The organism is Spirosoma jeollabukense (assembly GCF_054777855.1).
Genome location: NZ_BAAHAD010000002.1, coordinates 174,127 through 187,262 on the forward strand (window position 1 = coordinate 174,127; position 13,136 = coordinate 187,262).

The 13,136-nt window shown below is 52.4% G+C and carries 7 protein-coding genes; 1 reads left to right on the forward strand and 6 read right to left on the reverse strand.

Annotated features, from left to right (window positions below):
- Positions 1-19: 19 nt before the first annotated feature.
- The 6 genes from ACYVEA_RS09105 to ACYVEA_RS09130 all read right to left on the reverse strand — a co-directional run bounded on the left by ACYVEA_RS09105 (position 20) and on the right by ACYVEA_RS09130 (position 9,272).
- A complete protein-coding gene (locus ACYVEA_RS09105) occupies positions 20-1,057 on the reverse strand; it encodes a glycoside hydrolase family 43 protein (protein ID WP_461113118.1) in 1,038 nt (345 codons plus the stop codon).
- Positions 1,058-1,105: 48 nt separating this feature from the next.
- Positions 1,106-2,179, reverse strand: coding sequence for a glycoside hydrolase family 43 protein (locus ACYVEA_RS09110; protein ID WP_461113119.1), 1,074 nt, complete (start codon positions 2,177-2,179; stop codon positions 1,106-1,108).
- Between the two features lie 176 nt (positions 2,180-2,355).
- Positions 2,356-3,936 (reverse strand): RagB/SusD family nutrient uptake outer membrane protein, encoded by a 1,581-nt coding sequence (locus ACYVEA_RS09115; RefSeq protein ID WP_461113120.1) that lies wholly within the window; start codon positions 3,934-3,936, stop codon positions 2,356-2,358.
- 44 nt (positions 3,937-3,980) lie between these two features.
- Positions 3,981-7,433, reverse strand: coding sequence for a SusC/RagA family TonB-linked outer membrane protein (locus tag ACYVEA_RS09120; protein WP_461113121.1), 3,453 nt, complete (start codon positions 7,431-7,433; stop codon positions 3,981-3,983).
- 44 nt (positions 7,434-7,477) lie between these two features.
- Complete coding sequence (locus tag ACYVEA_RS09125) at positions 7,478-8,557, reverse strand: FecR family protein (RefSeq protein ID WP_461113122.1); 1,080 nt, start codon at positions 8,555-8,557, stop codon at positions 7,478-7,480.
- Positions 8,558-8,675: 118 nt separating this feature from the next.
- Positions 8,676-9,272 carry an RNA polymerase sigma factor gene (locus ACYVEA_RS09130; RefSeq protein ID WP_461113123.1) on the reverse strand — a complete coding sequence of 199 codons (597 nt, stop codon included), beginning with the start codon at positions 9,270-9,272 and terminating at the stop codon, positions 8,676-8,678.
- A 127-nt stretch (positions 9,273-9,399) separates the two neighbouring features.
- Between ACYVEA_RS09130 and ACYVEA_RS09135 the strand changes: the two genes are divergently transcribed.
- Positions 9,400-13,023: a VCBS repeat-containing protein gene (locus ACYVEA_RS09135; RefSeq protein ID WP_461113124.1), complete on the forward strand. Its 3,624-nt coding sequence runs from the start codon at positions 9,400-9,402 to the stop codon at positions 13,021-13,023.
- The last annotated feature ends 113 nt before the right edge of the window (positions 13,024-13,136 follow it).

Sequence of the window (13,136 nt, forward strand, 5' to 3'; positions counted from 1 at the left end):
TTCCGCCAGCACACCATCGCTATTTGGCTAGGAATGAGGGTTTTGGTAGGGGCGCACCAGCCGCTACAGGAATGCCAAAGTCTGGGCTGCCATCTGGTTTCCAGGTGAACCGCTGGGCGCGTGGGGTTCTGTCCTTGCATTCCTTGTTCGCTTCGGCTTTGGCATGGTACACGATCCAGTCTTCTTTACCATCGGGCGATTTCGTGAAGCAGTTATGCCCAGGGCCAAACACACTGTTGGCCGTCGATTTGGCAAAAACAGGCTGATTGGTTTTCGTCCAGGAAGCGGGATCGAGCAAATCACTCGTTTCGGAAGCTGTTAGCATACCTAGTGCGTAATTGTCGTCCCAGCAGGCGCTGGCTGAGTAGACAATGAAAAGCTGCCCTCGTTTGCCCTTCAACAGTTCCGGTCCTTCACAAATTTCCCGCCCATCATACTTTTCCCACGGCAGGGTTGGCCGGGCAATTTCAACCTGTTTATTGCTGATTGTCCAGGGGTTGACCATCTCGGCGATGAACAGATTACTTTGGGGGCCTACGTACCCTGAGTACAGAAAATAATGGTTGCCTTTATGTTCAAATATGGACCCGTCGAGCCCCGTGTAGTTCGTATTTATCTTGCCTTTGTCGGTCCAGTTTCCCATTAACGGATTGGTCGATGCGTTCTCCAGCACAAAAACGTATCGATTCTGGTCGCCGGGTTTGGCTTTGTCCGTTGCCGTATAGTACAGGTACCATTTTCCGTTCAGATTGTGCAGTTCGGGAGCCCAGATATCCTTCGAATTTGGCCCCGAAGCAGGCGGTGTCCAGACGATCTTCTTTTCGGCCTGACTTAAATCGGTGAAATCGTTGGTGCGCCAGAGCGTCAGATCACGGCCCGTTGTGTTGGTGTAATAGTAATAACCATCCTTAAAAATTACCCACGGATCAGCGCCGGCAGCTAATAAAGGATTCGTAAAGGTTTTTCCTTTGGGGAGATTCTGTCCAGACAAAGCCGTTGATAGACAGAAGAATAAACTAACGACAAGGGCGGTTCTGTTAAAGTGATTGGTAGTCATGCTGGAAGGTGATTGCTGAGCGAATTACTGGATTTAGGATGTAGAAACCTATTCGCCACTTGGCCGTTTGAGCCACTCGGTCAGTGGTATCGGTTTGCCGAAATCGGGTGAGCCATCGGCTTTCCACGTAAAACGCTGCATGCGGGGTGAGCGGTTGTCGCTGCACCCCTGACCCGCCAGCGGGTTGGCATGATAGACAATCCAGTTTTCGCGGCCATCGGACGTAGTGAAAAACCCATTATGCCCCACGCCATAAGCACCATCCGACGCATTCGGGCCGAACACGGGCTGAGCCGATTTTTTCCATGAACTGGCACTCATCAAGTTCGCGGTTGTATCGGCTGTGAGCATGCCCAGCGCATACCCATCCGTGCTGCAATGGCTTGCCGAATACACCAGGAATACGTTGCTGCCGTGTTTCAGAAATTCCGGTCCTTCATTGACCAACGGCGTGCCCTGTTTCTCCCAGTCGTATTCGGGCGTTGACACACGTAGGCGTGGACCGTCGGGTGTCCAGGGGTTTTTTAGTTTGCAGAGGTAAATAGACTGAATGTTGTTACGTTCCGCATTCTCCCAGCCCGACCAGGCGTAATACAGTCCACCATTTACCTGAAGCAGCGTACCGTCAATGGCCCATCGGTCGTCGGGCAGTTGTAGCTGTCCTTTCGCTACCCATGTTCCAGCCATCGGGTCCGCCGATTCATTTTCGAGCACCCACATCCGGTGCGTCGTGCCGGGCGCTACAACCGCAGCATAATAGATGTACCAGCGACCATTCACGCGGTGCAGTTCGGGCGCCCATATGTCGCGAGTAGCGGGTCCAGTGGCGGGTGGCGACCAAACGACACTCGTTTGAGACTGCCCAAGCAAGCTCATTTTTTTGGTTTTGTAAAGCCGCAAATCACCTCCTGTTGTATGCATGACGTAGTAAAAACCATCCTGATAAATGACCCACGGATCGGGTCCGGAGCTAAGCAACGGATTCTGAAACCGCGTTGCGGTATCTGGCACCGACGGCGAAACCGGGATAACCGTTGAACTCGTCGCCGGGAGTTTTTTGCAGGCAACCGGCGAAATCGACAGCGCGCTCAACAGGAGTAAAGGAAGTAGAAGCCGTCTCATACGGGAGCTGATTTAAAAAAGCCGACCCTATGCTGGAATCGGCTTCTTGGTGATGGCAATGGGATTAGAGTAGTCCGAAAGTTATAGTGCGATTCGCCTGAAACCCGCCCCGTCGGACCGCCCCTAAATCCCCTTCAGGGGATTTAGGGGCGGTCCGACGGGGCGGGTTTCAGTTCTCACCAACCTGGATTCTGTTTGATGTTCGGGTTGGCATCCGTTTCATAAAGTGGGATCGGATACAATTCACTTTTGCCCTTCTGGAACGTAGTGAAATCGGTATCGAAATCCGATTCGTTCGCTGGTTTCTTGCCTGCATCGGGACCCGCCAGTTCGGGGCCAAGAATGCCGTAGCGCTTCATGTCCCAGAAGCGTTGCGTTTCGCCCGCCAGCTCCACCACCCGATCATGCCGTAACTGCAACCGAAAATCAGTCTGGCTCATGGTTAATGGCAAATCTTTCATGCTGACCCGGGCACGAACTTTGTTGGCAAACGGAATGCCGTCGGCCGTTTTCCCCAATTCGTTCAGCGCTTCGGCGTAGAGAAGATAGATGTCGGCCAGACGAATCACCCGGTCGTTTATACCCGAAAAATAGCTGTCCGTTGCCTGGTAATAATTGGTGTATTTGATCCAGAAACGATCGCGCTCGGGCAGGTAGTCGCTACCGGCGGCCAACTTGGTCAGGTCCTCGTATGACACGCCATGCGGTTTTAGGGTGCTGCCACTGTAGAACATGGTATAGTCAAGTCGGTAGTCAACTTTGCCGTTTTTATCTTTTTCCTTCATGAACTCATTCAGCAGCCACTTGGTGGGTTGTCCGTCGCACCAGCCGCCCTTGCTGAATCCGTTGATATTACGAAGGCCAAAAAACTGGGCATGTTCAGACGATTCGGAGCCGCCTGCTACGTCGTAGTTGACGGCGCCCCCCACTTTGCTCTCATTTTCGTCGTAATACTGAATCTCGAACAACGACTCTTTGTTGTTTTCCAGCCCGACAGTAAAGTTGTCCTTATAATCGGGAATCAGATCGAACCGCGTTGGCGTCTGGTCGATAATCAGTTTCAAGGCTGCGGCTGCTTCCGTCCATTTGCGTTGCTGCATATAGGCTTTAGCCATCAGCGCAATCGCACTGTACTTGTGCAGCCGACCGACATCCTGCCCCGTGTAGCTTTCGGGCAGATCGGTGGCCGCTTCCTGACAGTCCTTAATGACCTGCGCGAATACCTCGGCCTGGGTATTCTGGGCAGGCCGATCGCCCAGCGTCTGCGATTTCAGGACCAGCGGTACGTTGCCCCAGATGTTTGCCATGTTGTAGTAGAAATAGGCCCGAATCACTTTGGCCTCGGCTACTAGCCGTTTTTGCAACGTAGCATCCATCTTGATGTTGGGCACATTCTCCAGCACCTGATTGGTGCGATAAATGCCCTGATAAGCCGCCTGAAACGACTCCCGGTTCATCTCGATATCGTAATTGGATACGATAAACTTGCTTATGTTACCCAGATCAGTCCAGGGACTCTGGCTATACCCCTCATCGGAACTGAGGTCGGTCAGGAAGCGAATCCAGAGCGAGAACCGTCGATCCTGCATCCCGCTATAAGCCGCATTGACGCCCTTGATGGCATCGTCGGAGGTTTGCCAGAACGTGGCTGTCGACGCCTGATTAGGGTTGACCTGGTCGAGCAGTTTGCTCTCACTGCAACTGAACAGGATGCCGCCGGTCAGTATAGCCGTCAGCGCCAGTGTTTTCGTATTCATAATGAAGTCGTGTTATACGATTGTCCAATGATTTTGTTAACGGCTTAGAAACTCAGCTGCAAGCCTGCACTGATGACGCGGGCGACCGGATAATTTCCCTGGTCGATGCCACGACCGATGAAGTTGCTGCTGTTTTGAGCACCGGAGCCCACATCGCCAATCACATCGGGGTTATAGCCCGAGTATTTTGTGATGGTCAGCAGATTCTGCGCATTCAGGTAAACCCGGGCCGATCCCATTTTGAGTCTGGTCAGCATCCCCGACGGAAAATTATAGGCTAACTGCATCGTGCGAATCCGGCCATACGCCCCGCTTTCCACCCATCGATCGGTGTTGAAAGCAGGGTTCAGCGTCGGATCACCTTTGATAGGTTTCGGGGTTGTGGTTGAGCTACCCGGTCCCGTCCAGAACGTTACGTCTGACCGTACATTCTGGACGTCATCGAAGCGGTCGGTCCAGTTGCGGCTGCGGTTGAACAGCAGGTTGCCCGATACGCCCTGAAAGAAAACCGTGAAGTCGAAATTTTTGTAGGACAACGAAATGTTAGCCCCGTACTCGAATTTCGGGAACGGCGTGCCTACAACTTGGCGGTCATCATTATTGATTATGCCGTCAGGTTTACCCGTAAGATTTCCATCTTTATCACGACCATTTGTATCAAGGTACCGAACATCGCCCGGCGTTACTGGGCCAATAGCCTCTTTTGGTCCAGCGTCAACTTCAGCCTGCGTTTGATAAACGCCGTCCTGTTTAAGTACGTAAAAAGCGGCCAGCGGACCATCAACGGCGGTGCGTGTAATCTGTCCATAGCCATACAGCGGCTGGTTTCCGTTGCTCGGCACTAGCTGCAGAACCTTGTTTTTAATGCTGGTCAGCTGCCCGTTGATGCTATACCGGAAATTGCCTTTTTTCTCCTGATACGTTACGCTCAGCTCAAACCCCTTATTTTCGATCTTACCCAGGTTATCGTAGGGATTATCGCCCTGATTTCCGGCGGTGATGGGGAGCGGCACCCGTAGCAACAGGTTTTTAGAGAGCGAGTAAAAATAATCGGCCTGCAACTGAATTTTGCCGTTCAGGAACGTAGCGTCAACGCCTATATCGGTTGTGGTTTTGCTTTCCCATTTCAGGTTCGAGTTCTGCAACTGGCGGTTTGATGCACCCGGCACGATCACGTTGCCGCCACCCAGCACGTAGTTGAGGTTAGGCTGAATGGTTGGGTCGAGCGAGTAGGGAGCAATTGCCTGGTTTCCCACCGAACCGTAGCTGGCCCGCAGCCGCAGATCACCAATGGCCGGGATGTTTTGCATGAACGCTTCCTTGTTGATGTTCCAGGCGGCCGATACCGACGGGAAGTAGGCCACCTGATTATCTTTCGGGAAGTTGGACGACGCATCCCGGCGCAGGTTTCCCTGAATATTATACTTATCGTTGAACGTATAATTTACGCGGCCCAGGTACGAAATCAGTCCGGAAATGGTTGAAAAACCGTCCGTGCGCGGACTCGACGTACCCGCTCCCTGCTGATAGAATTCACCCACGATGCCTTCAGTATGGGAATAGATTTCATTCTGATCGAACCGTTGCCGGGTGTAGCCTAACAAAGCACTGAATTGATGCTTGCCGATAACCTTATTAAAGTTCAGTGTATTTTCAATCAACGTATTGAAAAAGCGTCCGTTGCGGTCGTCAAGAATGCCGTTCGCCGGACTGGGGCTATTATAGCTGAGCGCACCGGGACGAGCGAAATACTTGTTCTGGTAATTGCTGAAGTCAAGCCCAACGCTCAGTCGATACGTCAGCCAGGGAAGAATCGCGTACTCGCCGAAGATATTTCCCAACAGCTTGTAGCTATTGACCAGGTTGTCGTCTTTGGCCTGCTGGCCAATGGGATTCGTGCCGAACGTAGCATTGTTGGCACTGCCATAGCCGTAGCCGCTTAAGTTGCCAGGGTCAAAAACGGGAATGGTTGGCGGCATCCGGATAACGTTGTCAAACGGTTGACCAATTACCCGTCGTTCGTTGGTGTACGCTAAATAAGCCGATTCGCCGATGGTCAGTTTACCCCGCGTCGTACCGGCATTGATCCGGGCCGAATACCGTTTGAAATACGGACTCACTTCAGTGCCATCGGGCTTTCGGCCCCGGATGGTTCCATCCTGCGAGAAATAGCCGCCCGAAATTCGGTAGTTCGATTTATTAGCTCCGTTATCGACCCCACCCGAAATGCTGACGTTATGATCGGTGATGGCACCGGTTTTAATCAACTCCTTTTGCCAGTCGGTATTATAGCCACCCTGACCCAAATCCGGTACGGGCAGTTTGCCATTTTGGTAGGCCGCCGTCCAGGTTCTGATGTATTGGTCCCGGCCAGCTAGCGGCAATTGGTGGTCGATATTCTGCACCCCATAATAGCCGCTGTAGTCGATGACGGCCTTACCCGCTTTCCCCCTTTTTGTGGTGATAACGATGGCCCCGTTCATGCCTCTTGATCCGTATAGAGCCGTAGCAGCCGCATCTTTCAATACGGTAACCGTCTCGATATCACTTGGATTGAAGTCAGAGGCCGCGCTGCCAATAATGACGCCGTCGATAATATAGATCGGGTCCTGATTGGAGCCAAACGTACTGGAACCCCGAATTTTAATGCTGGCTGTCGCTCCTGGCTGGCCCCCGGTCGAGGCCACCGTAACCCCGGCCGCGCGGCCCTGAATCTGGTCAACGACCGACGCGGCCTGTACTTTTTTGGCATCGGCTACATTGACGATGCTGACAGCTTCGGTCAGGTTCGTCTTTTTAACTGTACCATACGAAACAACGACTACTTCGTCGAGCGTGCGGTCATCGGCCACCAGTTTTATGTCAACCACAGTGCGGTTGCCAATCGCTATTTCCTGCCGGACGTAGCCCACGCTGGAGACAATCAATGCAGTGGCGGCATCGCTTACATTCAGGGCGAAGTTGCCACTGGCATCGGTCGTGGTGCCGTTGCTGGTGCCTTTTTCAATGATGTTCGCACCGGGTAGATCAGCCCCTTTTTCATCGACTACGTGTCCGGTAATGCGCCGGGCAACAGCCACTTCACTCGTTGTGACCGCCTGATTTGCGTCGGGCGTTACGGGAGAGTTGGCTGTGACCGGCTCTAGCTTTGCGGCTGGCTGAATAACGTAGAGATTATCTTTGATTTTTCGATACCGTAATCCCTGTTCGGTGAGCAAGTTTGTCAGCACCTGCTCCAATGTTGCGCCCTCGGGGCCCTGTTCCGTCAGTCGCCCCGTGATCAGAGGCTCTTCGTAGGCGAAATTAATTTTGTACCGATGCTCCAGTTCGCTGAGCACCTTTTTGAGGGAACGCGCTCGGTTCGGGCGGTCGTCGGGCGTCTGATGCTCGACATTGGTTTGTGCCCGGGTCAGCAACTGGGCGGCTGAGGTGTATGGCAAGCTAAATAGTGCCGTTCCAGCCATCCAGAGCGAGAGGGATAAGGATACTTTTCTCATCTGAAAAAATGTTAAGTATAGGCGTTTAGTAGTCCTGAAGTGTGTTAGCGGTCTGTTTCTGGCTGGCGACGCAAATAAATCCGGTCCCCTTCCCGGTCGGCCTGGACGTCAAATGTGGTAGACAGGGTCGTGATCAGCGTTTCCAGATCCTGACTGGACAGGTTTCCTGTAAAGCGTCGGTCGGCCAGGTTTTTGTCTTCGAAAATCAGGCTGATCCCCCAGGTATCCGTAAGTTGCTGGGCGATATCACGCAGGGGCGTATTGTCGAAGGCAAACTGTTGTCGAACCCAGGCCGTGTGCAGTTGCGGTTTGGCCGGCCGGACTTCCACCTGTTCAATACCCACCTGAGCCGTCGCCAGATCGCCGGGTTTCATCAGAATGACCCCGGCTTTCTGATCATCGGGTTTAGACAGTTCAACCTTGCCTTCGGCCAGTAGCACCAACGTATTGCCCCGGCGTGTGTTGACATTAAATTGCGTTCCCAGCACAGAAATGTCCAGATTGGGCGTGTGCGTGATAAATTTTAAGCGTCCGGTGGCGGTTTGCTTTTTAGACACGTTAAAAAAAGCTTCCCCTTCCACCCACACTTCACGGTCGTCGTTCTCCCGCCAATTGGTCGGATACGTTAGCGTCGAATTTCCATTGAGTCGTACCGATGAGCCATCAGGCAGTGTAACCGTCGTCACTTCGCCATACCTGGTATGAATTTCCTGTCGGTTCCAGACGTGTTGAAACGCCCAGCCGCCCCCGGCCAACAATAGCAGGCCCGTTAAAGATGCCGCAACCTGCCAGTTTGTGAACGGATGGCTGATGACCCGCTTCAGAAAAGGCGATGGCTGTTTTTCCGGTTGCACGGGCGAGAGCCGGTCGTGAGCAGCCGCCAGTACCTGCCAGATACGTTCACGACTGGCTTCCGGCAAATCGTCGTGCTGAATGCGCAGGTGAAGCAGGATCGAACTGGCATCGTTGACAATCAACTGTTGATGAGGATTTCGCAGCAGAAATGTGTTCCAGAACGACATAGATTGCTCATCCGGGTGAAATACCCATTGGCGAAACGAGTCGTCCAGTACAAAATCATTGATCGAATACTGGGTGTAATCAGGCAGTTGAGATGAATTCATGCAGTGATCCTATCTGGATATATGCTGTAAAAGGAGCTTACGGTCCAGATTATCCCTCGGATACTAATGAATTTTTGCTAAATTTTATCGGATGAGTACTACTTGACAAGCAAAAGTATTACTGAATTAGCGTCAACAACAAAAAAACGACCTGCGGGGGCATCCGTTTCTGGAGGGTCGCTATGGCTTTATAAACGATTTTATAGACCGAGGTTTGCTCTATTCCCATGATACCTGAAATTTCTTCGTAGCTGAGGTTGTCGAAATATTTAAGAAAGAGGGCTTCCTTCTGGCGGGCAGGGAGGTTATTCAGTTCATAAAGCAACAATGTTGACTGATCCTGCGAAATCTGTTTGTCGAGCCAGGTCGGTTCGTAATAAAATTCAATAGTGAAGTCAAGCGTGTCGGGTTCGTGGTTGAATCGTTGCTCGGTCGTTAGCTTGCGAACAATGTCGCGCCGAAGCGAGCGCATAAGGTAAAACTTGATTGAATCAGTACGTCCCAGCCGCTCGCGGGTTTCCAGAATAGTGAGAAAAAGATCTTGCAGACAATCTTCCGTTAGCTCCCGATTCTGGGCAATTTTATAGCCGTAATTATATAAAGTCGGAGCGTATTTACTGTATAGATAAGCGTAAGCAATTTTACTGCCTTCCAGAAAACTGTCCCAAAGCGCAGCATCGGTTGTATAGCGGTAATTATCCTGTAAAGAATCCAATCGTTTATCGTGTTATTGGCAGATTAAATTTACCACTATTCCTGAGAATAGTAATAACTACTCAGTGAAAAGTAATGTTTATTTTCTAAATAGGGATAAAATCAGCCGTTTGCTTCTTTTAACGAGTATGCTTCTGCGACCCCTTAATTTCCTGCTGTTTTTGCTGTTAAGTAGCCTGCTTGCGTCCTGTCGGTCAACGCCCGATAATCCGCCTTTATTTACCAAAATCGGGGTCGATGAATCGGGCGTAAACTTCAACAATCAGATCCAGCCATTCGAGGGTGAAACGCTGAATGCCAATACGTACGACCCGATGTACAATGGGGCAGGCGTTGGGGTTGGTGACTTCAATAACGATGGCTGGCAGGATCTTTTTTTTGCGGGTAATAAGGTAACCAGCCGCCTGTATCTCAACCGGATCGACACGGCTGCATCGGCAAATACCGGGTTTCGATTCGAGGACGTAACGCAGCAGGCAGGCCTCCAAACGAAACGCTGGTGTACGGGAGTTTCGGTCGTTGATGTGAATCAGGATGGCTGGCTGGATATTTACGTGAGCGTTGCCGGGCCGGACGCGGTAGGGGCGGTGCGTAAAAACATGCTTTTCCTGAACCAGACTTGTGCCAAAGGAGGCATTCCTACCTTTCGGGACGTAGCAGAACAGGTTGGGCTGGCCGATAGCGGGATGAATACGCAGGCCGCTTTTTTCGATTATGACCACGATGGCGATCTGGACTGCTACATACTGAACAATGCGTTCGAGAAAACAGGGCGCAACAGCATCCGTCCGCGCCGGTTGGATGGCAGCGGTTTAAGTACGGACAGGCTGTATCGGAATGAAGGGGCAGGGAGCGTGGAGTATGGGGCAGAGGGCATGGAGAAAAACCCCGAAAAGCAAAGTCGTGCCTCAAATGCATCAAGCTCCACGCCCCATGCTCCACACCCTTTGCCCCACTTCACCGACGTTTCCCGGCAGGCTGGGGTAGTAGCTGAAGGCTATGGGCTGGGGCTGGCCGTTGCTGACCTGAATCAGGATGGTTGGCTGGATGTGTACTGCGCCAATGATTTTCTCTCGAATGATGTCGTCTGGATTAATAATCAGGATGGTACGTTCACCGATCGGGCTGCGGATTATTTCAAGCATACCAGTTACAATAGTATGGGGGTTGATATTCAGGATGTTAACAACGACGACCGACCCGATGTGATGGTGGTTGACATGATGCCGGAAACGAATGAGCGGCAGAAAATGATGCTTGTCAAAACCAACTGGGACTTCTTCACACTGGCCCGCCAACAGGGTTATCAGGATGAATACGTTCGCAATACGCTGCAACTCAATCAGGGGGAACCAAGCCCGTCGGCAACCGGTGCCATCCCTTCGCCGGTGTTTAGTGAGATTGGCCAGTTGGCAGGCGTAGCGCGCACCGACTGGAGTTGGGCACCCTTGCTCGCTGATCTAGACAATGATGGCTGGAAAGACCTGACCATTTCCAGCGGGTATCGGCGCGACATCACCAATCTGGATTATGTCGTTTACCTCAACGAGCAAATTTCCCGCTATGGCCTGTCCGCTACGCACCAGCAAACTCTGGATGCACTCTACAAACTGCCCGAAATAAAGGTGCACAACTACGTGTACCGCAATAACGGTGGCGACCGATCGGGCGATTTGACGTTTGATGATAAATCGCTGGACTGGGGATTGGGCGACCTGAATTTCTCAAATGGTGCCGCCTATGCCGACCTCGATAATGACGGCGACCTCGATTTGGTTTTCAATAACATCGATGAACCCGCCGGACTGTACCGCAACGAAACCAACCAGACAGGCAAGCCCGTTGAGCGCCATTTTCTGCGCTTTAAATTGCCCGCCGATGCGCACGGTTCCGGTGCCGAAATCCGCCTGACGTTACCAGATGGTTCTACGCAAACGCTGCTGGCCCATCCCGTTCGTGGCTATACGTCGTCGGTTGAGTCGATGGCTCATTTCGGACTGGGAAAACATCGTGCGGCAACGGTTGACATTCGCTGGGCCGATGGCCTAATACAGACGCTTGGTCTGCTGCAGGCTGATCGGGTGCACACGATTACCTATCAACCAACGGCTGCGTCTCCGCAGCCTCCGCCCGTAAGAGAACCGTATTTCAAAACCCAGCCAGCCGCCTTAATTGGCATTCCGTTCCAGCATCAGGAAGCCCTGTCGTCCGATTGGCAGCGAACGCCGATGCTTGCTCAGGTGTACGCGAAAAACGGTCCGGCGGTGGCAATTGCCGATGTAGACGGCAACGGACTGGATGATGTTTTTATCGGGGCTGATCCCGGCCAGCTGCGCACCATTTATTTGCAGACAAAACCGGGGCAGTTTTCGGCGCTGGTGCAGGGTGCCAATGCGCTCGAAGATATGGGCGCCTTATTTTTCGATGCCGATGCGGATGGCGACCCCGATTTATACGTAGTGAGTGGTGGTACGCAGCAACCCGACAGCAACAGCGTGTATCAGGACCGGCTGTACCTGAATGACGGGCATGGGAAATTTACCAGATCGCAGGGTATGCTTCCGCCTACCACCTCGTCGGGCTCCTGTGTGGTGGCGGTTGATTTTGACCACGATGGCGATCTTGATTTATTTCGGGGTGGGCGGGTGAAAGTAGACCATTATCCTTATCCTCCACGGAGCTACTTATTACGAAATGATAACGGCCGATTTACCGACGTAACCGATCAGTTAGCACCCGGTTTGCGGCAGGTGGGCATGATTTGCTCGGCCCTCTGGACCGATTACGACAACGACGGCTGGCCTGATCTGATGCTTGCCGGGGAGTTTATGCCCATTACGTTGTTCCGCAATCTGAAAACAAGATTCCAGCTTCAGCCCACCACGTTACCCGCTGGACAGTGGAACTCCATTACCGGTGCCGACTTCGACCGGGATGGCGACATTGACTACGTTGCCGGAAACACGGGATTGAATACCAAATACAGGGCATCGGCTACCGAGCCACTGCGCGTGTATGGCAAGGATTTTGACGGAAACGGAAAGATAGATCCTATCCTGACGTATTACCTCCAGGGGACGGAACAGGTGGCAGCCATCCGTGACGTAGTAAACGACCAGATGACAACCCTGTCCCGAAAACGGTTTACCAGTTTTCAGGCCTACGCCCAAAAATCCTTCGCCGAGATGTTCACCGACGAAGAGCGGGCCGGAGCGATTCGGCTGGAAGCTACCGAACTGCGAAGCGTATATATCGAAAATAAGGGAAATGGGCGGTCTGGCGTGGCGGATTTTGCCATTCACGCGTTGCCTATTATGGCCCAGATTGCCCCCGTTTTTGGTATACAAACGGACGATTTCAACGGCGATGGCTGGCGTGACGTATTACTGGTCGGCAATTCATACGCGCCCGAAACGTATTCTGGCTGGTATGACGCCAGCCGGGGAACGCTTTTGTTAGGCGACGGCAAAGGACACTTTCGGGCCATACCGCCGACCGAAGCTGGCGTGCAGCTCGACGGCGATAGCAAGGGGCTGGCCTTGTTGTCGACAGGTACGTCGGTCTGTTACGTAGCCACGTCCAATAACGGTCCGGTACACTGTCTGACACCGCTTCGGACGGACCATCGCCCGCAGCAACGATGGCGTACCACTGAAACAACATCGCTGGTTAAGCATGCAAACGGCCAAACCGAGCGAATTGAACAGTATTATGGGTCCGGTTATCTTTCCCAATCCTCTCGTGTAAAGTGATCGCAAAGGCTATGTTTACATGCCGACGGGAAGTAAAAGAGCATATCGCAACTTGAATTATCAGTAATTGACTCACCGCACCTGCTTCTATAGATGAATCTTTTTTGCCGCTA

What these genes read in the sequence shown, in the direction of transcription:
- ACYVEA_RS09105 (WP_461113118.1), bottom strand. Translation starts at nt 1,057, where the DNA reads ATGACTACCAATCACTTTAACAGAACCGCCCTTGTCGTTAGTTTATTC.
- ACYVEA_RS09110 (WP_461113119.1), bottom strand. Translation starts at nt 2,179, where the DNA reads ATGAGACGGCTTCTACTTCCTTTACTCCTGTTGAGCGCGCTGTCGATT.
- ACYVEA_RS09115 (WP_461113120.1), bottom strand. Translation starts at nt 3,936, where the DNA reads ATGAATACGAAAACACTGGCGCTGACGGCTATACTGACCGGCGGCATC.
- ACYVEA_RS09120 (WP_461113121.1), bottom strand. Translation starts at nt 7,433, where the DNA reads ATGAGAAAAGTATCCTTATCCCTCTCGCTCTGGATGGCTGGAACGGCA.
- ACYVEA_RS09125 (WP_461113122.1), bottom strand. Translation starts at nt 8,557, where the DNA reads ATGAATTCATCTCAACTGCCTGATTACACCCAGTATTCGATCAATGAT.
- ACYVEA_RS09135 (WP_461113124.1), top strand. Translation starts at nt 9,400, where the DNA reads ATGCTTCTGCGACCCCTTAATTTCCTGCTGTTTTTGCTGTTAAGTAGC.